Source organism: Cryobacterium melibiosiphilum, from assembly GCF_003602235.1.
GTDB lineage: Bacteria > Actinomycetota > Actinomycetes > Actinomycetales > Microbacteriaceae > Cryobacterium > Cryobacterium melibiosiphilum.
In genome coordinates this window covers 38,070-61,096 of record NZ_QZVS01000081.1, presented here as the reverse complement: position 1 = coordinate 61,096, position 23,027 = coordinate 38,070, and the positions used below count along the sequence as shown (strand labels likewise).

General features: G+C 69.0%; 17 protein-coding genes and 1 pseudogene. 12 read left to right on the top strand and 6 right to left on the bottom strand.

Going from position 1 to position 23,027, the window contains the following annotated elements:
* Nucleotides 1-91: 91 nt before the first annotated feature.
* The 4 genes from D6T64_RS09820 to D6T64_RS09805 all read left to right on the top strand — a co-directional run bounded on the left by D6T64_RS09820 (nucleotide 92) and on the right by D6T64_RS09805 (nucleotide 4,729).
* Nucleotides 92-2,254 (top strand): RecQ family ATP-dependent DNA helicase, encoded by a 2,163-nt coding sequence (locus D6T64_RS09820; RefSeq protein ID WP_119973513.1) that lies wholly within the window; start codon nucleotides 92-94, stop codon nucleotides 2,252-2,254.
* 144 nt (nucleotides 2,255-2,398) lie between these two features.
* Nucleotides 2,399-3,202, top strand: coding sequence for an amino acid ABC transporter substrate-binding protein (locus tag D6T64_RS09815; protein ID WP_119973511.1), 804 nt, complete (start codon nucleotides 2,399-2,401; stop codon nucleotides 3,200-3,202).
* A gap of 53 nt (nucleotides 3,203-3,255) precedes the next feature.
* Nucleotides 3,256-3,924 carry an amino acid ABC transporter permease gene (locus D6T64_RS09810; RefSeq protein WP_119973509.1) on the top strand — a complete coding sequence of 223 codons (669 nt, stop codon included), beginning with the start codon at nucleotides 3,256-3,258 and terminating at the stop codon, nucleotides 3,922-3,924.
* Nucleotides 3,911-4,729, top strand: a complete 819-nt coding sequence (locus D6T64_RS09805) for an amino acid ABC transporter ATP-binding protein (protein ID WP_119973507.1) — start codon at nucleotides 3,911-3,913, stop codon at nucleotides 4,727-4,729. Before D6T64_RS09810 ends, D6T64_RS09805 begins: the two co-directional genes overlap by 14 nt.
* Nucleotides 4,730-4,816: 87 nt before the next feature.
* Here D6T64_RS09805 and D6T64_RS09800 read toward each other — a convergent pair whose 3' ends face one another.
* Nucleotides 4,817-5,221 (bottom strand): DUF2834 domain-containing protein, encoded by a 405-nt coding sequence (locus D6T64_RS09800; RefSeq protein ID WP_119973504.1) that lies wholly within the window; start codon nucleotides 5,219-5,221, stop codon nucleotides 4,817-4,819.
* A gap of 99 nt (nucleotides 5,222-5,320) precedes the next feature.
* Between D6T64_RS09800 and D6T64_RS09795 the strand changes: the two genes are divergently transcribed.
* The 4 genes from D6T64_RS09795 to D6T64_RS09780 all read left to right on the top strand — a co-directional run bounded on the left by D6T64_RS09795 (nucleotide 5,321) and on the right by D6T64_RS09780 (nucleotide 10,224).
* Nucleotides 5,321-6,067, top strand: coding sequence for a tyrosine-protein phosphatase (locus tag D6T64_RS09795; RefSeq protein WP_119973502.1), 747 nt, complete (start codon nucleotides 5,321-5,323; stop codon nucleotides 6,065-6,067).
* A 122-nt stretch (nucleotides 6,068-6,189) separates the two neighbouring features.
* Nucleotides 6,190-7,266, top strand: a complete 1,077-nt coding sequence (locus D6T64_RS09790; RefSeq protein WP_233550886.1) for an ABC transporter substrate-binding protein — start codon at nucleotides 6,190-6,192, stop codon at nucleotides 7,264-7,266.
* Nucleotides 7,267-7,331: 65 nt separating this feature from the next.
* Entirely contained in the window at nucleotides 7,332-9,008 is a 1,677-nt protein-coding gene (locus D6T64_RS09785; protein WP_233550885.1) for an ABC transporter permease, read from the top strand.
* 70 nt (nucleotides 9,009-9,078) lie between these two features.
* Nucleotides 9,079-10,224, top strand: a complete 1,146-nt coding sequence (locus D6T64_RS09780; RefSeq protein ID WP_119973497.1) for an ABC transporter ATP-binding protein — start codon at nucleotides 9,079-9,081, stop codon at nucleotides 10,222-10,224.
* Nucleotides 10,225-10,313: 89 nt separating this feature from the next.
* On the opposite strand, the gene D6T64_RS09775 is transcribed toward D6T64_RS09780, so the two are convergent.
* From D6T64_RS09775 to D6T64_RS09765, 3 genes are all read right to left on the bottom strand, one after another.
* A complete protein-coding gene (locus D6T64_RS09775) occupies nucleotides 10,314-11,717 on the bottom strand; it encodes a S1C family serine protease (protein ID WP_119973495.1) in 1,404 nt (467 codons plus the stop codon).
* A 114-nt stretch (nucleotides 11,718-11,831) separates the two neighbouring features.
* Nucleotides 11,832-12,338, bottom strand: coding sequence for a 5' nucleotidase, NT5C type (locus tag D6T64_RS09770; protein ID WP_119973492.1), 507 nt, complete (start codon nucleotides 12,336-12,338; stop codon nucleotides 11,832-11,834).
* A gap of 83 nt (nucleotides 12,339-12,421) precedes the next feature.
* Entirely contained in the window at nucleotides 12,422-13,336 is a 915-nt protein-coding gene (locus D6T64_RS09765) for an AraC family transcriptional regulator (RefSeq protein ID WP_119973491.1), read from the bottom strand.
* A gap of 138 nt (nucleotides 13,337-13,474) precedes the next feature.
* Here D6T64_RS09765 and D6T64_RS09760 point away from each other — a divergent pair, with 138 nt between their 5' ends.
* Complete coding sequence (locus tag D6T64_RS09760) at nucleotides 13,475-14,437, top strand: alpha/beta hydrolase (RefSeq protein WP_119973488.1); 963 nt, start codon at nucleotides 13,475-13,477, stop codon at nucleotides 14,435-14,437.
* A gap of 18 nt (nucleotides 14,438-14,455) precedes the next feature.
* Here D6T64_RS09760 and D6T64_RS09755 read toward each other — a convergent pair whose 3' ends face one another.
* The gene (locus tag D6T64_RS09755; RefSeq protein WP_119973486.1) at nucleotides 14,456-17,503 is read right to left on the bottom strand and encodes an AAA family ATPase; all 3,048 of its coding nucleotides are present in this window, start codon (nucleotides 17,501-17,503) and stop codon (nucleotides 14,456-14,458) included.
* Entirely contained in the window at nucleotides 17,500-18,705 is a 1,206-nt protein-coding gene (locus D6T64_RS09750; protein WP_119973483.1) for an exonuclease SbcCD subunit D, read from the bottom strand. Before D6T64_RS09750 ends, D6T64_RS09755 begins: the two co-directional genes overlap by 4 nt.
* 211 nt (nucleotides 18,706-18,916) lie before the next feature.
* On the opposite strand from D6T64_RS09750, the gene D6T64_RS09745 reads away from it, so the two are divergent.
* The 3 genes and pseudogenes from D6T64_RS09745 (at nucleotide 18,917) to D6T64_RS09735 (ending at nucleotide 22,864) form a co-directional block, all read left to right on the top strand.
* On the top strand, nucleotides 18,917-19,705 hold the full coding sequence (locus D6T64_RS09745) for a DeoR/GlpR family DNA-binding transcription regulator (RefSeq protein ID WP_119973481.1): 789 nt from the start codon (nucleotides 18,917-18,919) through the stop codon (nucleotides 19,703-19,705).
* Nucleotides 19,702-20,763: a 1-phosphofructokinase family hexose kinase gene (locus D6T64_RS09740; protein WP_119973479.1), complete on the top strand. Its 1,062-nt coding sequence runs from the start codon at nucleotides 19,702-19,704 to the stop codon at nucleotides 20,761-20,763. The genes D6T64_RS09745 and D6T64_RS09740 overlap by 4 nt, the downstream gene beginning before the upstream one ends.
* Nucleotides 20,760-22,864 (top strand): annotated as a pseudogene (locus tag D6T64_RS09735) (PTS fructose transporter subunit IIABC). Before D6T64_RS09740 ends, D6T64_RS09735 begins: the two are co-directional and overlap by 4 nt.
* Nucleotides 22,865-23,027 lie beyond the last annotated feature (163 nt).

The window sequence follows — 23,027 nt, the reverse complement described above, 5'->3', positions numbered from 1 at the left end:
CAGCGCATTTTCGGCGCCGTGTCCTGCATTCACCACGGCCCCACGACTGAGCGTCGGCGACAGTGTCGGTGGAATCTGGCACGCTGGAAGAATGACCGACACCCGCGCATCCGCTCTCGAAATTCTGCGAACCCTCGTCGGAAACGACGACGCCGATTTTCATGAGGGCCAGTATGAGGCCATCGAGACCCTGGTCGACCAGCGCCGCCGAGCGCTTGTGGTGCAGCGCACCGGGTGGGGCAAGTCGGCGGTGTACTTCGTCGCCACGCTGTTGCTGCGCCGTCAGGGCGCGGGGCCGACCATTCTGGTGTCGCCGCTGCTCGCGCTGATGCGCGACCAGGTCGCCGCGGCGGCCCGCGCCGGGGTGCGCGCCGTGTCGATCAACTCCGCGAACCCGCACGAGTGGGCCGACGTGATGCGCGCGCTGCAAGCCGACGAGGTCGATGTGCTGCTGGTCAGTCCCGAGCGCCTGAACAACCCGAGCTTTCGCGACGAACAGCTGCCCGCGCTCATCAACCGGGTCGGGCTGCTCGTCGTCGACGAAGCGCACTGCATCTCCGACTGGGGGCATGACTTTCGCCCCGATTACCGCCGGCTGCGCGACCTGATCGCGCAGATGCCGGCCGGGGTTCCGGTGCTCGCCACGACCGCGACGGCGAACAGCCGGGTCGTGACGGATGTCGCGGAGCAGGTCGGTCGGGTCGCTCCCGGCGCTCCGACCAGCTCCGGCGCGGGCGGTACGGCCGAGGTCGTCACGATTCGTGGGCCGCTCGCCCGCTCGTCACTGCGGCTCGGCGTGCTGCGGCTGCCCGATTCCCGTGCCCGGCTGTCGTGGCTGCTGAGCCACCTCGCCGAGCTGCCGGGCAGCGGCATCATCTACACCCTCACGGTGTCGGCCGCCGAGGACACCGCCCGGCTGCTGCGGGAGGCCGGCCACGAGGTGCGCGCCTACACCGGCCAGACCGACACCACCGAGCGGGAGGAGAGCGAGGGCATGCTCAAACGCAACGAGGTGAAGGCCCTGATCGCCACGAGCGCGCTCGGGATGGGCTTCGACAAGCCCGACCTCGGCTTCGTGCTGCACCTCGGGGCCCCGTCCTCCCCCGTCGCCTACTACCAGCAGGTCGGCCGCGCCGGCCGCGCCACCGAGAACGCCGACGTACTGCTGCTGCCGGGCGTCGAAGACGAGGACATCTGGCAGTACTTCGCGACCTCGTCGATGCCGAGCCAGAATAAGGCCGAATCGGTGCTGAACGCTCTAGCCGAAGCCGGTGCTGCGCTGTCGACCCCGGCGCTCGAGGCCCGGGTCGACCTGCGCCGCTCTCCCCTCGAGCTGCTCCTCAAGGTGCTCGACGTCGATGGTGCCGTGCAGCGCGTGAAGGGCGGCTGGATCGCAACCGGGCAGCCGTGGGCCTACGACGCCGAACGCTACGAGCGCATCGCCGCCGCCCGGCAGAGCGAGCAGCAGGCGATGCTCGAATTCGAACGCACGAGCGCCTGCCGCATGGAGTTTCTGCAGCGCGCCCTCGACGACGACACCGCCGTACCCTGCGGCCGTTGCGACAACTGCACCGCGCCGTGGTACCCGGTGGACGTGCTCGATTCCGCGGCCGCCGCGGCGGCGGCCGCGCTCGACCGGGCTGGTGTCACCATCGAACCGCGCGCGCAGTGGCCCACCGGGGTCGCAACGCTCGGCGTCAACGTGAAGGGAAACATCACCGTCACCGAGCGGCTCGCCCCGGGCCGGGCCCTCGCCCGGCTCACCGACCTCGGCTGGGGCGGCCCGCTGCGCGAGGTCTTCGCACCGGGGGCAGCGGATGCCCCGGCCAGCCAGGCCATGACGGCAGCCTGCATCCGGGTGCTCGCCGACTGGACGTGGGACGAACGACCGGCGGCCGTTGTCGCGATGCCGAGCCGCACACATCCGCTGCTGATCGATTCCGTGGCCCGCGCACTCGCGCAGGTCGGCCGGCTGCCCTATCTCGGCACCCTCGAACCGGTGAACGGCGGGCCAACCGGCACGAGCGGCGGCAACAGCGCCTACCGCCTCGCGGCGGTGTGGGAGCGGTTCGCGGTCGACGACGACCTCGCGGCCGCGCTTGAGACGGCCGCGCCCGACGGCTTCGCGGGCAAGCCGGTGCTGCTGATCGATGACCTGGCCGACAGCCGCTGGACCCTCACCGTCGCCGGGCGGGCCCTGCGCCGGGCGGGCGCCGGAGCCGTGCTGCCCTTCACCCTGGCCCTGCGAGCGTAGGGCTGGACGTGATGCTCGGGCGGGCGCGGCGGAATATTCGGCACGGTGCCCGCCTTGTTAGTCTGGGGAGTTGCCATTCGGCGATTTTCCGTACGCACGCTGTCGCACTGTTTACGCACCTACGTCAAAGGCATCCACTCACTTATGAAGTTGAACCGCACCACGCTCAGAATCGCCTCGGCAGTACTTCTCACCGCGACCGCCGTCGCGCTGACCGGATGCTCTACGGGCGGCACGACCGATGATTCGCTCAGCAGCGTCATGGACTCCGGCGTGCTGACCGTGGGCACCGAGGGCACCTACCGGCCCTTCTCGTTCCACGAAGACGGCTCGGGCGACCTGACCGGCTACGACGTCGAGGTCATCGAAGCCGTCGCCGCCGAACTCGGCGTCGAGGCCAGCTTCGAGGAAACCCAGTGGGACGGCATCTTCGGAGGGCTGACCTCCGGCCGGTTCGACGTGATCGCCAACCAGGTCTCGATCACCCCCGAGCGTATCGACTCCTACGCCTTCTCCACGCCGTACACCTACTCGACCGGCGTCATCGTCGTTCCCGAGGACAACACCTCCATCACCTCTTTTGACAGCCTTGACGGGCTGACCACCGCCCAGTCACTCACGAGCAACTGGTACACCCTCGCGACCGAGAGCGGCGCAACCGTCGAAGCCGTCGACGGCTGGGCCCAGTCCGTGGCGCTTGTCGAAGAGGGCCGCGTCGACGCGACCATCAATGACAAGCTCACCTTTCTCGACTACCAGAAGCAGACCGGCGCCGCAGGCCTGAAGGTCGCCGTCGAGACGACCGACCGCTCCGAGAGCGCCTTCGCCGTCGAGCTCGGCAGCGACGCGCTCGCCAGCGCGATCAGCGAGGCCCTGGCCACACTCAGCGCCGACGGCACCCTGGCCGAGATCAGCGACACCTACTTCGGCGCGGACGTCAGCCAGTAGCCCCGGATCGGCATCCGCTCACAGGAGACCCAAGAAACTGATGAATCGCGCGCATGAATGAGTCCAGCTGGGAGCTGTTCGTCAGCTCCCTCGGCCCCCTGGTGCTCGGGGCGATCACCGGAACGATTCCGCTCGCGCTGAGCTCGTTCGCGATCGGGCTGGTCCTCGCGCTCGCGCTGGCACTCATGCGCCTGTCCCGACAGCGCTGGATCTCGAACATCGCCCGCGTCTACATCTCGCTCGTGCGCGGCACTCCGCTGCTCGTGCAGCTGTACGTCATCTTCTACGGGCTGCCCTCGCTCGGCATCGTGCTCGACTACTGGCCGAGCGCGATCATCGCGTTCTCGATCAACGTCGGCGGCTATGCGGCCGAGGTCATCCGCGCCGCGATCCTCTCGGTGCCCAAGGGCCAGTGGGAAGCGGCCTACATGGTCGGCATGTCTCGCTCCCGCACCCTCAGCCGCATCATTCTGCCCCAGGCCGCCCGGGTCTCGGTGCCGCCACTGTCCAACACCTTCATCAGCCTGGTGAAAGACACCTCGCTTGCTTCGCTGGTCCTGGTCACCGAATTGTTCCGCGAGGCCGAACAGATTGCCGCGTTCAGCCAGGAATTCATGCTGATCTACCTCGAGGCAGCACTGGTCTACTGGGTCATCTGCCTCGTCTTGTCGACCGGCCAGGGTTTTCTCGAGAAGCGATTGGACCGTTATGTCGCCCGCTGACCCACCCCGCCCACCAGCCCCGCAGGGGGTTGCTCAGTCACGAGCGGATGCCCCCGCCCTGCTCACCGTGCGCGGCCTGCAGAAGAGCTTCGGCACAACCCGGGTGCTCGAATCGATCGACCTGACGGTGAACCGCGGCACCGTACTCGCCCTGATCGGGCCGTCGGGCTCGGGCAAGACCACGATCCTTCGCTGCCTGAACGGACTCGACCTCGCCGACGGCGGCACCATCGACGTGGCCGGCTATGCCACGCTCACCTTTGACCCCGCCCCCGGCAAGAAGCAGCTCACGACCCTGCGTGACCGCTCGGCAATGGTGTTTCAGCACTACAACCTGTTTCCGCACAAGACCGTGCTCGAGAACGTGATCGAAGGCCCGGTCATCGTGCAGAAGCGCAACCGGGCCGAGGTGACCGCCGAAGCCCTCGCGCTGCTCGACCGGGTGGGACTGACCGAAAAGAAAGACAGCTACCCCTTCGAGCTGTCCGGCGGGCAGCAGCAGCGGGTCGGCATCGTGCGCGCCCTCGCCCTGCGCCCCCAGCTGCTGCTCTTCGACGAGCCCACCTCGGCCCTGGACCCGGAGCTGGTCGGTGACGTGCTGCGACTCATCAAGGAACTCGCCACCGAGGGCTGGACCATGGTCATCGTGACCCACGAACTCGAATTCGCGCGCGAAGTCGCCTCCGAAATCGCCTTCGTCGACGGCGGCACCATCGTCGAACACGGCGCCCCGAAAGACCTGCTGCGCAACCCCCGCGAGGAACGCACCCGCCAGTTCCTGCACCGCCTGCTCTTTCCGTTCTGACGCGCGGTCCAGCCTCACACGAGTGAGCACTTTATGCACTTCCCGGGCTCCGGAACTGCAGAAAGTGCTCACTCGCGCAATGTCTATTTAGGTGCTCGTTTCTTGGGGTGCGTTCTCGGCCCCGGCTCGGCGGGCCGCGAGGGTGCGCTCCCTCATGCAGAGGAACAGGGGGAACATACAGGCGAACGCGGTGACCCCGGACAGCACCACGTAGAGCCAGCCGCGCCTCATGCCGAGCCGCCGCGCCTCCACGATGATGAACACGCTGCCGGCGATCGCCGCGATCAACAGGTCGACGGTCAGCGACGAGACAGACGGGCCGCTGCCCACCCAGTCACCCAGATAGTCACGGCGCTCGAGGATCGCGATGACGTTATAGGTCCAGGTGCCGATCAGGCCGATGACGCTGAGCACGAGGTAGGTGACGGCGAGCGGCGTCCAGTGTGCGTGCAGGGGCACGCGGGGGAGAACGCGCGGGGATTGAATACTCATGCCACCCAGTGTGCCCGGAAACCACTACGCCCAAGAAAGTTCGGGCACGCGACAGGTGCGGGTCACCAGCCGTTCACCTCGCCGAAGGATGCTGAGGGCATGACTATCCTGAGCGTGCCCGGCACCTATAACGTGCGCGGCATCGGCAGCGCCGCCTCTCCGTGGCTGCTACGGTCGGCGACCCTGGATGCGATCACGGAGGCGGGGGCATCCGTCTTGGCCCGGTTGAAGGTCGCCCTCGTGCTCGACCTGCGCGACAGCGGCGAGCGCGGGGTGGTGCGGCACCCGATTCCGGTACATCACCTGCCCATTTTTGAGGCGACGGATGCGGCGCCGCACGGTCAGTCGCCGGTGTCGCCGGTGTCGCCGTACGGAGAGACGCTCGAGGAAATCTACGAGACGATCCTCTACGCTCGGGCGGCGCAGCTGACCCAGGCTGTCGCGGTGGTCGCGGATACTCCCGGCACCGTTCTCGTGCACTGCGCGGCCGGCAAGGACCGCACCGGCCTGGTCGTCGCCCTGACTCTGCTCGCCGCGGGTGCCGCGCCCGACGACGTTGTCGACGACTACGCGCGCTCGACGACCGAGGTGCGGCTGTTTCGCCGGGACCTGGCCGACGCAGCCCTGCGCGAGCTGCCGTTGACGGAAGAGGAATACGAGGCCGCGCTGAGCCTGCACCTCGACAGCCCGGCCGACGCCCTGCGGCATGTGCTGACCGTGCTGGACCGCTTCGGCGGGGTCGAAGCGTACCTCGTGCGTGGCGGGCTGACCATCGACCAGTTCCATGCCCTGCGGGAGCGTTACGCCGCGAGCCTCGGCACCGACCCCGACACCGCGCTGGACTGACGCGCACTGGACTCACAGTGCACACATCCGTCGGCACTGCTGCTGACCCCCGATTCCCGGGCCTGCCTGTCAGGCCTGCCGGCAACACCCGCACGACTTCCGCGCCCGACCCGAAGGACCCCATGCCCCGCACCACCCCGCGCCTTCCCCCGATGCGCAATTCCCTCAGCACCCTCAGCACCCGCAACACCCGCAACGCCCTCGCGGGACTCGCCCTGGTCGGTCTCGCGCTGACCGGTTGCTCCGCCGCCACCGACACCACCGACGACGCCAGCGCGACGACCGAGGCCGCCACGATCACCCTCTACACCTCCGAGCCGCAGGCCAAAATCGATGCCGTCGTCGCTGCGTTCAACGTGATCGAGCCGGGCGTCACGGTCGACGTGTTCCGCGCCGGCACCGGTGACCTCACCGCCCGCATCGAAGCCGAGCTCACCTCGGGCGACGTGCAGGCCGACGTTCTGCTCGCCGCCGATGCCGGCACCTTCGAGGGGTACAAGGCCGACGACCTGCTCCGGGCCTACACGCCCGCCGACGTGGACGCCCTGAACCCCGATGTCGTCGACCCCGACGGGTTCTACACCGGCACCCGCATCATTCCCACGGTCATCGCCTACAACACGACCATGATCGACACCCCGCCCACCTCGTGGCAGGAGCTGACCGACTCCGCCTACGCCGACCTGATCACGATGCCCAACCCTGATGTCTCGGGCGCGGCCGCATACAACGCCGCGGTCTGGCTCAATACCCCCGACCTCGGCGACGACTGGCTCAGTGCCCTGGCCGCCAACAACCCGGTCATCGCCGAGAGCAACGGCCCGGTCTCGCAGGCCGTCGCGACCGGTACCCAGCCGATCGGCATCGTCGTGGACTACCTCGTGCGCGAGCTCAAGGCCGCCGGGTCCCCCATCGATGTCTCCTATCCCGCCGAGGGCGTGCCGTACGTCTCCCAGCCGGTCGGTATCTTCGCCAGCACGAGCGAGCAGGACGCCTCCGAGGCGTTCGTCGACTTCCTGGTCAGCGCGCAAGGGCAGGAACTGGCCGTCGAGCAGTCCTACCTGCCGGTGCGGAACGACGTCGGCACCCCCGAGGGCGCACCGGCGATGGACGACATCGCCATCCTCTCCCCCGACCTGCAGGTCATCAGCGATTCGCGCGCCGACGCTGTCGCGCGCTTCACCGAACTGTTCAGCTAGAGCGGATGCCGCCAGCCGCCCCGCCCGGCCCGGGCCCGGTCCGTCGTGACCGCGTTCGGCCCACCGTGCCTGCCACCACATCCGGCACCGCAGCATCCGCTGGACCACAACCGCAGCGACGGCCACGCTGGGCGGCCCCGTGGGATGGGATCGACGGGCTGCGGGCGGTGCTCTGGCTGGTCTGCGGGGCGGTCATCCTGCTGCCGCTGTCCGCGATCGTCGTGCTCGCGATCACGAACAACCACCTGCCGCTGCTGCTGAGCGGTGACGTCGTGGAGGCGGCACGGAACAGCGTGGTTTCGGCGGCGACGTCGGCGGTCGGGGCGGTGCTTGTCGGCACGATTCTCGCGCTACTGCTCGATCGCAGCGATCTGCGCGGGCGGCGCACGCTGCGGCTGCTGGCTCTGACGCCGCTGCTGGTGCCGCCCTTCGTCGGCGCGATCGCCTGGATCGGGATAGCGGGTCCCACCGGGCCCGTGAACCGGGCCTGGACCGAGTGGTTCGGCGGCCCGCTCTGGATCATCTACGGTGGCGACGGCGTGGTGTTCCTGTTGATCGTGCACTCGTATCCGATCGCCTACATCATCATGTCGGCGGCCCTGAGGCGGGTGCCGTCGGATCTGGAACAGGCGGCGCGCATCAGCGGGGCGTCGCTGCTGCGCTCGGTGACCGGGATCACCCTGCCGCTGCTACGGCCGGCGGCCTTCAGCGCGTTCACGCTGATTGCGGTGTCCAACCTCGCGGACTTCGGGATTCCCTCCATCATCGGTTTGCCCGAGCGGTTCGTGACCCTGTCGACGCTGGTGTACCGGTACATCCAGTCCGGAACCGTGGAATCTCCGCTCGAGGTGGTGGCCACCATCGGCGTGGTGTTGCTCGGTGTCGCGGTACTGTCGATGGTCATCGATCTGCTCGTGAACCGCACCCGTGTCGAACTCGACCAATCGTCGGCGCCGCCGCAGCCGATTCGCCTCGGCCGTGCGCGCGCGGCGACGTCGATCGTGGCCTGGACCCTGGTGCTGGCGATCACGCTGCTGCCGCTGCTGGCCCTCACCAGCCAGGCGCTGCTGCCGGCGCCGGGCGTCCCGCTCGCGTGGGAGAACCTCACTCTCGATAACATCGTGCGGGCCACGACCGCGCCCGGCACGATCGTGGGTGCGACGAACTCCGTCATGCTGTCGGTGCTCGCCGGGCTGATCTGCACCGTGCTCGGCCTCGCCGTCGGCACGATCGTCACCCGCACCCGTGCCCGCTCCAATGCGGCGCTCGCGACCGTGGCCCTGTTGCCGCAGGCGATTCCCGGCCTCGTCATCGCGGTCGGCTGGCTGATCATCGCGCCGAGAATCGGCCTGTTCAATACGCCGTGGCTGATTCTCTGTGCCTATGTGATGGCGTTCGTCGCCGTCGTGGTGCAAGCCGTCGCCGCGCCGTTGCGGTCCACCCCGATGAGCATGGAGGAGGCCGCCCGCATTTCGGGCGCCAGCCGCCTGCGCGCCCTGATCGACATCTCGTGGCGCATGGCCGTGCCCGCCGCCGTCGCCGGCGGTGTACTCGTCGCGCTCACGGCGGTGCGGGAACTGACCATTTCGGTGCTGCTGCTCTCCCCGGGCTCCCAGACCCTGGGGGTGTCGATCTTCAGCCTGCAACAGGCCGGCGCCTACAACGCCGCCGCGGCACTGTCGCTGCTGGTCACCCTGGTCGGGCTGGCGGGCCTGGGGCTCGTCGACCGCCGGCGACACTGATCGCCAGCAACACTGACCGCCGGCGACACGAACGCCGCCGCACTCTCCCCGATTCTTGGAAAGGTTCACCGTGGCATCCGTTACCCTCAGCAGACTGGGACTGACCTACCCCGACGGCACCGTGGGGCTCGACGCCGTCGACCTGACCGTGGCCGACGGCGAGTTCATCGCCCTCGTCGGTCCGTCGGGCTCAGGCAAGACCACCCTGCTGCGGGCCATCGCCGGCTTCCTCGCGCCGACCACCGGCACGGTGCACATCGGCGACACTCTAGTCGCCGGGCCGGGCACGTTGCTGGCACCCGAGAAACGCGGGCTCGGCATGGTGTTTCAGCAGCACGCGGTCTGGCCGCACCTGACGGTGGCCCAGAACATCGTCTATCCGCTGCGCCGCGCCGGGGTGGGCCGGGCACAGCGTGCGCAACAGCTCGCGCGGGTGCTCAGCACGGTTGGCCTGACCGGCTTCGACAAGCGCAACCCGGCGACCCTATCCGGCGGACAGCGCCAGCGGGTCGCCCTCGCCCGGGCGATCATCGGCTCGCCGCGCGTGTTGCTGCTCGATGAGGCCCTCTCGGCGCTCGATGAGCCCCTGCGCGGTGCGCTGCGCCTCGAGTTGCAGGCTCTCACCCGCTCGATCGGTCTCACCGTGATCCACGTCACCCACGACCGGGAGGAAGCCCTCGCACTGGCCGACCGCGTCGTGGTTCTCGACGGTGGTCGCGTGCAGCAGATCGGCGCGCCACCCGAACTGGTATCCCTGCCGAACTCCCCCGCGGTGGCCAGGTTCCTGTCCGATGCCACGATCTTCAGCGGGGTGCTCTCGCCCAGCGGATTCGTCGCGACGGACCACCCGTGTGCCGTGCCGGGCAGCCGAATCGAGGCGGTGGGCGGGCGATCCGGGCCGGGGTCGATCGCGGTGCTTCCCGAGGACATCGACCTCGTCGCCGCGAGCGCTGATCGCCAGGACGTCCGCGGTGAGGGCGACGACGACCACGGCTCTGCCCGAGTGACCTCGTCGCTGTTCGGGCGCACCGGCAACGATGTGGTCGTCGACTGGGAGGGAGCCTCGGTGCGGTGCCGGGTTCCCGGCGTCCGCCCGCTGGTCGGGGAGCCGGTGCGGGTGTCGGTGCGGCGAGCCGTCTTCTATCCGCGCGCCGCGGCACCCGCCCCCGCCGCCGTGTTCGCAGCCCCGTACCATTCGACGGAGATTGGCGGCTAGCGCCATCGTCTCCGGCCCGAAACGCCGAAAAGCCCGCCCAACACCGTCGAACGGTACGGCGTCGGGTGGGCGAAAGTCCTGGGCGCGGGTCAGTCGGCGGGCCCGGCGATCAGGGTGACGGATGCGGTGTGGCTGGTGCTCGCGGCATCGGTCCACGTCACCGCGACCGCGTCTCCAACGGAGTAGCCCTGCAGCACGGTCGACAGGGTCGCGCCGGTCACGGGAACGCCGTCGACGGCGGTGATGGTGTCTCCCTCGACGAGGCCGGCTGCGGCGGCGGGGGTGCCGGCGATGACGGCCTGCAGCAGGGCTGAGCCGTCGGTCGCGGTGGCGCCGACCGCGACGCCGAGGAAGGCCGGGTAGCCGATGGTGACGGTGTCGGTCTCGACGCCGGACTCGATCGCGGCGACGGTGTCCAGGGCGTTCTCGATGGTGATCGCGTAACCCGTCACGGTCGCGGTTCCCGACGAGGCCGCGGTGTTGATGCCGATGACCTCGCCGTCCGCGTCGAGCAGCGGGCCGCCGGAATCTCCCGATTCGATCTGCGCGTTGACCTCGATGAGTTCGCTGAGCGTTTCGGCGTTGGAGCCGTCGGAGTTCTGGGCGGTGATGGTTTCGTCGAGCGCGGTGACAGCCCCGGCGGCGGCCGTGAGTTCCCCGGTTCCGCCGGCGTTGCCGACGCCCGTGACGGCATCGCCGACGGCCACGGCGGATGTGGTGTCGAGGTCTGCGGGGGTGAGGCCGGAGGCATCCAGCAGCTGCAGCACAGCGATGTCAGCGCTGGAATCCGTGCCCACGACCTCGGCGGTGTACGTGTCGCCGGTCGTGGCGATCGTCACCGAGATGCTCGTCGAGCCCTCGATCACGTGATTGTTGGTGAGGATGAGCCCGTCGCTGCTGAGCACCACACCGGTGCCGGCGGCCGCCGAACTCTCATAGTCGAGTTCGGTCTCGATCAGCACGATGCCGGCCGACTGGGCGTCCGTTGCGGCCGTCGACTCGAGCGTGCTCGTGTCCGTCGACGATCCCGAGGAGCCCTGCGACGAGCCGGGCCCGAAGCCCGCACCGGGGTCGACACCGTTCGGAGCGGAGAACCCGGCCGGCGGACCACCGAATGTGGTGCCGTCGTCGGTGCCGGTCGTTCCGTCGGTCACTCCGGGGATGTCGCCGGTGACGGAGGTCGTGCTCAGGTCGCTCGTGGCGCTGGCGTTGCCGGCCTGGCCGACGGCGTAACCGATGCCGCTCGACCCCACGATGAGCGCCGCAGCGACGCCGATCGCCGCAGCGGTGCGGGAACGCCAGAACGATTTCCGTGTGGACGGCGGGGCGAATCCGGTCGCGATCCGGTTGGTCCCCGTCGTGCCGTCCGGGGCCACCTCGTAGACGACGACGTATGGAGCGGCCGCAGCGGCATCCGCTTCGATGTGCTCTGCCGACCGGTCGTTCGCGGTGTCGTGGGCGTTCTGGCTGTGGTCGTCGTCAGGTGTGCGCATTGCTCTGCCTTTCACTCAGTTCTGTCTGTCACTCAGGGCAACGGCGTGCAGCCATCGTCTCTAAGACAGAGCAAAGTGCATGCGGCTATGCGGTTCCTATGACCCAGATGGGTGTCAGGCGTGAGAAAGACGCCGCGGGGCGCGGTCGTCTTCGGTACCTGCGCGCTCGAGCAGGTACCGCGTGACGGTCGCCCAATCCGGAAAGTCCGGGGTCAGAAACTGGATCAGTTCGCCTTCAAACCGGTCGGCGCCGATCGCGGAGCGGTCGTCGACGAGGAATTCCCCACGATTGAGGTGTTTGTGATGCGAGAGGATGAGCCGTTGGTAGGCCGGGGTTCCCGCTTCCGCCCCGAGATACTCGTGCACCCACTCGAGTTTGTTCTGCCAGGCGCTGGCGTTCGCCCACGGCGCGGTCGACAGGATGTAGGTGTCGAACGATTTGGCCAGGGTGCAAAACGCCTCGATCGCGCCGGGCAACGGCTCCATCCGCGCATAGATGCCGGGAACCTCGTCCAGACGATTCTCGTAGCGGCAGTACTCCGCGTTGGTGAGCCGGTCGATACCCGATTGCACGTTGACCAGCGCATTGTCGAGGTCGATGTAGAGAATTTTCTGCGTCACGCCGGGCTCCCGTCAGCCGCACGCCCCAGTGTGCGCAGCATGTCGAGCGTGGCAGGGGGCGCGCCCCGGGGCAATCCCCAATCTCACCCCCCTCTGGGGGCAGAGTCCGGCCCCCAGATGTCGAGCGAATCACGCCTCGCCCGACGCCACTCACTCGGTGACGCGCCAAACCGTTGACGAAACAGCCGGGTGAACAGCGACGCGCTGCCGAACCCCCACCGTTCGGCGATCGCCGCGACCGGAATCGGGGGCTCCCCCGGCGCGCCCAGGTCGGTGCGCGCGTGCTCGAGCCGACGCTGCTGGATCAGCCGGTGCACGGTGGCAGGCTCGTTCTCAAAGGCCTTGTGCAGCGCCCGCAGCGACATGCACCGCGCAGCTGCAATCGCGGCCGGGGCCAGATCGGCGTCGCGCAGATGCGCGTCAATGTAGTCGCTGACCTGTTGCACCACCCCGCGATGCCGTAGGTCACTGGACGGGTACACCGCGAGCTGTTCGGTGGCGGCGATCCGCACAAGGTCCACGATCACCTCCGCCATCAAGGCGCCGGCTCGGGCGCTCAGGGTGCCGGCAACTCGCGCCAGTTGGGTAATCGCGGCTGCGGCGACGGATGCCCCGCCACCCGGCGCATCCGTCGCCGCCAGCCCCAGGGGCGCCCGGCAGAGGGCGGCCAGATCGGCGTCGGACAGGCCGAGGCGACGCTTGGGCGTTTCGAACCGCGAACTCAGATGGGGCCCCGGATAGGTGAGCACGAACGGGTGAGAGGCGTCAAAAATGAGCAGATGCCCCGCGGGCACCGGCGTGACCTGACCGCCCTGAAACAGTTCCAGACACCCGATCTGCTGAACCTGCACGGTTACCAGGTCGCAACCGGTGTGCCCGGGACCGCGGATGACCTCGGGCTGGAGGGATTCGCGGCGTCCGATCACAAAGCGTTCGTAGCCGTGCTCCGCAGGGCTGTCAGACGGATGCTGGTCGAATCGGCGGGTGAGCACAACCATGCCGATATCGTACTCACCCGGGTATGACGCGGGCCACTGGTCGCTGCACGCACGGGAGGTAGCCGATCCGTGCACGCGCCTGCCGGATCCCGCTCAGGTCGGCGACGATGAACGAGAGCCGAAACTGATGGGATTCTGATGACCGCAAACCCCCGCAACATCGTCCTCGAACCGGCGGCCCAGGCCTTCGCCGAAGCGACGGACGAACGCCCCTATCTCTACGAGCTGCCGCCCAACGACGGCCGCCGTGCCGTCGACGACGTGCAGTCCAGCCACATCCACAAACCGGACATTGACGAAGCCTGGGTGTCGATCGCGGGCGGACCAACCGGACACGTGAACGCCCGTATCGTGCGCCCGGTCGGCACCACGGGCACGCTTCCGGTGATCCTCTACCTGCACGGGGCCGGCTGGGTGTTCGGCGACGCCCACACCCACGACCGCCTCGTGCGCGACCTCGCGATCGGCGCCCACGCCGCGGTCGTTTTTCCGGAGTATGACCGGGCTCCCGAAGCAAAATATCCCATCGCCCTGGAGCAGTGCTACGCGGTGGCACAGTGGATCGTTCGCGACGGTGTCGACCAGAACCTCGATGGCTCACGGCTCGCCGTGGCTGGGGATTCGGTCGGCGGCAACCTCGCGATCGCGCTCACCCTGCTGGCCAAGGAACGCCAGGATGTGCACTTCGTGCAGCAGGTCGAGTTCTACCCGGTGACCAACGCGAGGTTCGACACCGAGTCCTACAAGCTCTTCGCGAAAGGCTACTTTCTGAGCCTCGCGGCCATGAAATGGTTCTGGGACCAGTACACGACCAACGAGAAGGACCGTGCCCAGATCACCGCGAGCCCCCTGCGCGCCACCACCGAACAGTTGCGCGACCTGCCGCCGGCGCTCATCATCACCGGGGAAGCCGACGTGCTGCGCGACGAGGGTGAGGCCTTCGCCGCCAAGCTCCGCACCGCCGGCGTTGCGGTGACGGCGGTGCGCTACACGGGCATCCTGCACGACTTTGTGATGCTCAACCAGCTGCACGACACCCAGGCTGCCCGCGCTGCGATTGCCCAGGCGACGACCACGCTGAAGGAGGCCCTGCACTCCTGACCCTGCCTGCGGCGCCCGCTACCGTTGCGCCTCCACGAAGCTGTCGCCCCGGTCGGTGACCACGATGCTCAGCCGGGCCGGAATCTGCTCTTTCATCGACTCGACGTGGCTGATCAGCCCAATCGTGCGCCCGCCGGCGCGCAGGGTGTCGAGGGTGCCCATCGCCGTTTCGAGGGTTTCACTGTCGAGGGACCCAAAGCCTTCATCAACGAACAGCGTGTCGAGGGTGATGCCGCCCGCCTGATTGGTGACCACCTCGGCCAGTCCCAGCGCGAGCGCGAGCGACGCCAGGAAGGTCTCGCCGCCCGACAGGGAGTGGGTCGCCCGTGCCCGACCGGTGTGTTCGTCGAGTATCGCAAGTCCCAGCCCCGACTTGGTGCCCCGGAACTCCGCCGTGTCGTCGTGTTCGAGCGTGTATCGTCCGCTTGTCATGGTGCGCAGCCGCTGGTTCGCCGCCGCGACGATCTCCTCGAGCTGGGCGGCGAGCACGAAGCTTTCGAGGCGCATCCGCTTGGTGTTCGGTTCGTCGCCGTGCACGACGTCGGCGAGGCCGCGCACCTGTTTCTGTTCCACGAGCAGGGCAGCGGATGCCGCGAAGTGGCGACGGACATCCGTCACCACGGTCGCCAGCTGGCCCGCGCGCTCCGAGATCGAGCTGTGGCCGGTGAGGGCGTCGTCGCGGGCGACACTGGCCTCGCGCAGCAGCAGGTCGGCCGGTTCCCGGTTCACCGGCTCGAGCGGCAGCCCGATCAGGTCGGGCTCGGCGAGGGTTGCCTGGGCGGCGGCGCTGGCATCATCGTGTGCCCGCACCAGCGTCTGTCGCTGGGTGCTCTGCGCCTGGGACAGGCGGGCCGCGGTGGCCGCGGCCCCCGAGTTGAAGCCCTCGTGGAGCAGCTGGACGGCCAGCGTGCTGCGGGCGGCCAGGTCTGCGTCTGTTCGTTCCCGCGCCAGATCGAGGGCGTCGACCAGCCGGCGACTCGCGTCCCGCTGCTGCTCCAGTTGGGCGACCTGGTCACCGATGCTCGCGAAGGCGCCGCGGTGCACGGTGACGCGGTCGGCGACCGTGTGCCGGTGGCTCAGGCGCTCGGTGTGCGCGGTGACTGCGGCGTCTCGAACGGCCCGCACGTCGACCAGCCCGGCGGTCGCCGCGGCCAGGTCTGCACGAAGGGACGCGACCGTTTCGGTCAGGCCGCCCAGCCGGGCGGCAGCCGCCCGAATCGTGCGCAGCGACGCCGTTGCGGCCGTGACGGCGACGGTCAGCTCGTCGACACCGAGGTTTCCGGCTGTCGCCTGTGCGGCGGAGAGGCGAGCACCGATCGCCTGCAGGGTGGTGTGTGCCGCCGCGAGGTCCCGCTGACGGGCGATCATGATGTGTCGGGCCTCATCGAGGTCGGCTTCGGTGACCGGATCGGCTACCGCCGTGGACGGTTGTGGGTGCTCGGCCGACCCACACACCGAACACGGCTGCCCGGGCACGAGCCGGGTGGCAAGCTCGGACGAGAATCCCGCAAACCGAGTCGACAGGAGCGCTTCGTAGCGCGCAGCGGCTGCGGCGTTGGCACTGCTCGCCGCGGCCTCACCGGCCCGGGCGCTCGTGAGCTCGTCGCCGCAGTCGACGACGACCTGTGCGGCTTCACGTGCGATTGTGGCCCGCTTCAGGTCGGCCTTCGCCTCGCCCTCGCCGGCGGCCACGAGGGTCGTCGCGGCGAGATCGGTCTCGACGAGGGTGATCCGTTCGGGTAGGGCATCGATGCGGGCCTGGGCGGCGACCAGCTCGTCGGCGGCGGCGTTCACCCTCGCGGCGAGGCCGGCGATCTCGGTGTCCAGAGCGGGAAGACGCCGCTCGTCGCCGAGGGCGTCGTCGAGGGTTCCGAGGCGCCCGAGCAGACCGTCGAGCAGTGCGCGCACGCTCTCGATCGTGAGCGTGTCGGACGGGCCGGCGTCGGGCTGGGCTACATCGGGCGCGCCGGCATCGGGCCTGGCTGCATCCGGCATGACTCCAGCGTTCGAGCCGTTCAGGGCGACGTCGCCGAGGGCGGCGGCCCAGCGGGTGCGGGCATCCGTTTCAGCCGTGACGGCGGTCGCGAGGGCGGCGGCCGACTGCTCGGCTGCCCGGATCTGTGGCCACACCCGCGCGGCGCGGTCCGCCGCCTGGAGGGCCAGCCGTTCGGAGTCGATGGCCGGTTGCTCCGCGTCGAGGGCGCGCAGCCGCGTCGTCGCGTCGTCACGGCGAGCCTGGCGACGTGCGATATCGTCGACCTGCTTCTGCCCGGCCACCGCGGTCAAGAGGGCCACGGCGGCCCGGTCGGCATGCTCCGCTGCCGCAGCGAGTTCTGAGTGGAGTTCGGCGAGCCCGGCGTCGAACCAATCGAGGCCCGGCGTGTCGGGCACGGCGGGCAGCCGCAGCTGGGTGGCAGCGGATGCCGCCCGCTGTTCAATGCTGCGCACCACCGTGGCGAGCTGCCCGTCGACCGTCTTGCGCCGCAGGAGCAGCGCGGATTCGAGCTGCTCGAACCGCGCCGTGCCGAACAGGGTGCGCAGCACCGTGCGACGATCGTCGGTCTTGGCGAGCAGGAACTTCTGAAAGCGGTTCTGCGCGAGCAGGATGACCTGCAGGAACTGGTCGACCTTCAGGGGCAGGATGCGGGACAGTTCGTTGCCGACGTCGACCGGGCGGGCGGCGACACCGACGAACTCGTCGCCGCGGCGCACCTCGAGCACGGCATCGGGCTGAGAGACCGTGGTTCCCCCGCCGCGTTTCTTCGGCCGGGTGTAGCGGGGTGTGCGGTAGACCCGGTACTGCTGACCCCCGATGCTGAAATCCAGTTCGACGAAGGTGGGGTCGTCGGGGGCGCAGTGGTCGCTGCGCAACGACAGCTCACCGCCGTCGAAACGTGGCACCTGGGCGTAGAGCGCAAAGCAGATGGCGTCGAGGATACTCGATTTGCCGGCCCCGGTCTTGCCGGTGATCAAAAAGATGCCGTCGTCGTCGAACCGCTCGAAGTCGATGAGCTGTTCGCTCTTGTACGGGCCGAAGCCGGCCAGCCGCAGCCGCAGGATTTTCATGGGCGAACCACCGCACCGTCGGACTCGATGCTGGCTTGCTGCGTCAGGAGCTCGGCGATCAGGGCGACTTCGAACTCGGTCGGCCCGACGCCGTTGCGCACGTATTCGAGGAAGCCGGCCACGATGTCGGGGTCGGATTTCGCTCGCACGCGTTCCCGGTAGGTCGAGGCTTCGAGAGCCACCACCACGGTCGGGCGATGCTCGAGCGCCACGCAGAACGGGAACCGCTCGTGAAGCTGTCGCATGCCGTCGAGTGGACGCACCTGATCGGTGAGCACGGCCTTCACCCAGTCCCCCGCATTCTCGAGAAACCGAGCGTCGCCGAGCAACTCCTCCAGCGTGCCGGTGATCTCGCTCAGGCGGCGTGGCACCGGTAGATCGACCCACTCGACGATCGGATCGGCATCCACCGTCCCCAGCTCAACCAGCCAGGCCCCGCGCGGCTTGCCCGCCTCGGAGAAGGAGTAGTGCAGCGGCGCCCCGGAGTACCGCACCCGGTTGCTGAGTGTCGCCCGGCCGTGAATATGACCCAGGGCAACGTAGTCGGGGCCGTCGAACACGCTCGTGGACACCACGTCGAGTCCGCCGGCGGTGATGTCCCGCTCGACCTCGCTGGCTTCGGCGGCGGGTTTGATCCCGGCGGCGAAGCAGTGGGCGAGCACCACACTGCGCCCGCCGCGCGCTGCTGCATCGGCCCGCACCTGCCCCATGACGAAACCGAGCACCTGTTCGTGTGTCTTCAGCTCCACATCGCCAGATTCCGGGCTCTGCAGGGCACGCAGGTGATGGCGGACGATGACCGGCTCCAGGTACGGGATGCCGTAGAAGTGAACGGGACCGTGGGAATCCTCCACGGTGACGGGCTCGAGGTATTCGCTCGGCCCGGTGATGATATGGATGCCCGCGAGCCGGGCCCATTCGGACTGGAAGCCGAGCCGCGCGGCGGAATCGTGGTTGCCGCTGGTCATGACCACAACCGCGCCGGCATCCTTCAGCTGGCGCAGCACGGTCGTGAGCACGCTCAGGCTGTCTTTGGACGGCATGGCCGAGTCGAAGATGTCACCGGCGACGACGACCACGTCGACGCCCCGGTCACGCACGACCGTGACGAGGGCGGTGAGCACCGTGCCGAGGTGGTCGAGGGTGGGGTGGGTATGAAAGGTGCGCCCGATATGCCAGTCCGAGGTATGCAGAATCTTCATGCGTTCCACGCTAACGGCACCCACCGACACTCCCCGCCGCCCACCCCGTGGCCCGTCCCGAACGCCAGAAATTTTCTTTGTTTGTCTGTGTTTTCTCTTGCATGTACAGGCAAACGAAGCTACAGTCAGTGTCACAAGCCTGATTCACCCCCGTTCAGCTTCGTTTCACGCCCCGGGTCACCGCACATCCACTCAAAGTCGAGGAGGCATCATGTTCGCCGAAGAACGTCAGTTACTGATCGCCGAACTCGTCACCGAGTGGGGCCGCGTCACCGTGAACGACCTCGCCGCCCGGTTCAATGTCACCCCCGAAACCGTGCGCCGCGACCTGTCCACCCTCGAGGACAACCGCCAGCTACGCCGCGTACACGGCGGCGCCGTCGCCACCGACCGGCAGAGTCTGTCCGAGCCCAGCCTCGAGCAGCGCCAGACCCAGCGCCTCGACGAGAAGTCCCGCATCGCAACCGCCGCGCTGGCCATGATGCCGCTCGGCCGCACCGGCTCGGTCGTGCTGGACGCCGGCACCACCACCGAGCGCCTCGCCGACCTGCTCTGCGACTGGGTGCCCGCTCCCGGCGCCGACCCGCTGCTCGTGATCACCAACGCCATCCCGATCGCCTACAAGCTCTCGGGAACGGATGCCGTGCAGCTGCACATCCTCGGCGGCCGCGTTCGCGGGCTCACCCGGGCGATCGTCGGTCGCACCACGATCGAACAGCTCGAGGCCCTGCGCCCCGACATCGCCTTCATCGGCGCCAACGGAGTGCACCCCGACTTCGGCTTCAGCACCCCCGACTCCGTCGAAGCGGCCGTGAAGAGCGCCATCGTGCGCTCGGCCCGCCGGGTCGTGGCCTTGGCCGATTCCTCCAAACTCGGTGAGGAGACCCTCGTGCGTTTCGCGACGCTCGGGGAGATCGACACCCTCATCACCGACGCCGCCCCCCATCCGGAACTCGCCGCAGCCCTCGCCGCGGCCGACGTAGAGGTCGTGATCGCATGATCGTAACGCTTACCCCCAACCCGAGCCTGGACCGCACCATCGCCCTGCCCGGCGCCCTCGCCCGCGGCGAGGTGCAGCGGGCCGTCTCGGCGCACCAGGAACCCGGCGGCAAGGGCGTGAACATCTGTCGTGCCCTCGAAGTGTCCGGGGTGCGCAGCCTCGCTATTCTGCCCGGCGACCCCGAGGACCCCGTGCTGGTCGCGCTCACCGCTCAGGGCGTTCCGCACCTCGGTCTGCCGATCGGGACGGCCCTGCGCAGCAACGTCGCCATCACCGAGCCCGACGGCACGACGACGAAGGTCAACGAGCCCGGCCCCGCGCTGACGCGTGAACAGCAGGACGCCCTTGTCGAACTCGTGCTCAGCCAGTCCGAGGGCGCGCGCTGGGTCGTTCTGGCCGGTTCGCTGCCGCCCGGAGTGCCGGCGACGTTCTATGCGGACGTCACCCGCACCCTGCGCGCACGTTTTGGTGCGGCCGCGCCGCGCGTGGCGATCGATTCTTCGGGGGCGCCGCTCGCGGCATCCGTCGCCGCCGCGCCCGACCTGCTGAAGCCCAACGCCGACGAACTCGCCGAACTGACCGGCATCTCCAACCCTGACAGCCTCGAAGCCGACCCCGAGCTCGCCGCGGCCGCCGCGCAGACGCTCATCGCCGCCGGCGTGGGCGCCGTGCTCGCGACCCTCGGTTCCAAGGGCGCACTACTCGTCACGAAGGACGGGTACTGGCTTGCCACGACCCCGCCGATGGTGGCCGTCAGCACCGTCGGCGCCGGCGATTCCGCCCTCGCCGGCTTTCTGCTCAGCAGCAACGCCGGGGCCTCCCCCGCCGACTGTCTGCGCCAGGCCGCCGCGCATGGCGCCGCCGCCGCCGCCCTGCCCGGCTCGACCGTGCCGGCCCTCGAACAAACCAGACCCGATGCTGTCACCGTGACGGCATTCCCCCAGCCCCATACAGAACGCAACACGCATACAGAACCCAGTACCCATACAGAACCCAGTAACAACGAAGTCGTCACCGTGGCGGCGTACCCCACCCATCCAAAGGAGGATGACCAGTGAGTGCACTGATTACCCCGGAGCTTGTCGCTCTGGACAGCAACCTTGGCGCCGAGCCGTCGACCGTGATTCGACACCTCGTCGAGCTCGTGGTCGCCAGCGGCCGGGCCACCGAGGTCGACGGGCTGTTGAAAGACGCCCTGGCCCGTGAAGCCAAGACCGCGACCGGCATCCCCGGCGGCCTGGCCATCCCGCACTGCCGCTCCACGGCCGTGACCGAGCCGACGCTGGCCTTCGCCCGCCTGGCGAGCCCCGTCGACTTCGGTTCCAAAGACGGACCCGCCGACCTCGTCTTCTTCATCGCCGCCCCCGACGGCGCCGACCAGGAGCACCTGAAGCTGCTCGCCAAGCTGGCCCGCTCGCTCATGAAGAAAGACTTCACGGCGTCGCTGCGTTCTGCCGGTTCCGCCGCTGAGATCGTGCAGCTCGTCAGCGCCGTCGTCGCCCCGGTCCCGGTCGCCGCCGGCAGCGTGCCCGCCGAGGGCACCGGAACGGGCACCTCCTCCGGGGCCCACTCCGCGACCAAGCGCCTCGTGGCCGTCACGGCCTGCCCCACCGGCATCGCCCACACCTACATGGCAGCGGATGCCCTCGTTGCCGCCGCAAAGGAGGCCGGCGTCGACCTGCAGGTCGAAACCCAGGGCTCGGCCGGCGCGACGCCGCTCGCCGCCTCGATCATCGCCGCCGCCGACGCCGTCATCTTCGCCGTCGACGTCGACGTGCGTGGCCGCGAACGCTTCGCGGGACTCCCCGTCATCAGCTCCCCGGTCAAACGGGGCATCGACGAACCCGCGAAGATGATCCAGGAAGCCCTCGCCGCCTCCGAGAACCCGAACGCCCGCCGCGTCGCCGGCGGCTCCGGCGCCGTGGCCGACGAATCCACCGAGGCCGGTGAGCACTTCGGCCAGAAGGTCAAGCGCGCCCTGCTCACCGGCGTCAGCTACATGATCCCGTTCGTCGCCGGCGGAGGGTTGCTCATCGCCCTCGGCTTCCTGCTCGGCGGCTACCAGATCACCGATGTCGCCGACGACGTGGTCCTCAACAACAGCTTCGGCAACCTCCCCGAGGGTGGCCTGCTCATCTACCTGGGCGCGGTCTTCTTCAAGATCGGCGCCCTGTCGATGGGCTTCCTGGTTNCAACAACAGCTTCGGCAACCTCCCCGAGGGTGGCCTGCTCATCTACCTGGGCGCGGTCTTCTTCAAGATCGGCGCCCTGTCGATGGGCTTCCTGGTTCCGGCCCTGGCTGGCTACATCGCCTTCGCCATTGCGGACCGCCCCGGGATCGCGCCCGGCTTTGTCGCGGGTGCCGTCGCCGGCTTCATGGGCGCCGGCACCCTCGGCGGTATCGTCGGTGGCCTGCTCGCCGGCGTCGTCGCCGCGGCCATTGGCCGTCTCAGTGTGCCGCGCTGGTTGCGCAGCCTGATGCCCGTCGTCATCATCCCGCTCGTCGCGTCGATCGTGGCCTCCGGACTGATGTTCCTCGTGCTCGGCGGGCCCATCGCCCTGCTCACCGTCGGCCTCAGCGACTTCCTCAACGGCCTCACCGGTGCCTCCGCGATCCTGCTCGGTGTCATCCTGGGCCTCATGATGGCCTTCGACCTCGGCGGACCGGTCAACAAGGTCGCTTACGCCTTCGCCGTCGCCGGCCTCGGCGCCGCGACCCTCGCCAACCAGGCACCGTGGCAGATCATGGCCGCGGTCATGGCCGCCGGCATGGTTCCGCCCCTCGCGATGGCCCTGGCCACCGTGCTCGACAAGAAGCTGTTCACCCTGGCCGAGCGTGAAAACGGCAAGGCAGCATGGCTGCTCGGCGCCTCCTTCATCTCTGAGGGTGCGATTCCGTTCGCCGCCGCCGACGTGTTCCGCGTCATCCCGGCAAGCATGCTCGGCGCCGCCGTGACCGGTGGGCTGTCGATGATGTGGGGAGTGACCAGCAAGGCCCCGCACGGTGGAGTGTTCGTCTTCTTCGCCATCGACAACTTCCTGCTGTTCGTGCTGTCGATCGTGATCGGTACGGTCATCTCGGCCTTCGCCGTGGTCGCGCTGAAGCGCTACGTCGTGCGTAAGCCGAAGGTGGACGAGGCCGCACTGGCCACCGCCTAACCTAGAGTCAGGCCGCGGCCTCGGAGTGGGGCTGCGGCCCCACTCCGAGGCCGCGACGCGGGTAGTATCCAGCACAATCCAGCAGTTCCGGCACACCCGGAAGCCAGCACGTTTCAACAGCATTGCGAAGAATCGAGGATGTTCCGTGCCCACCGTTTCAGAA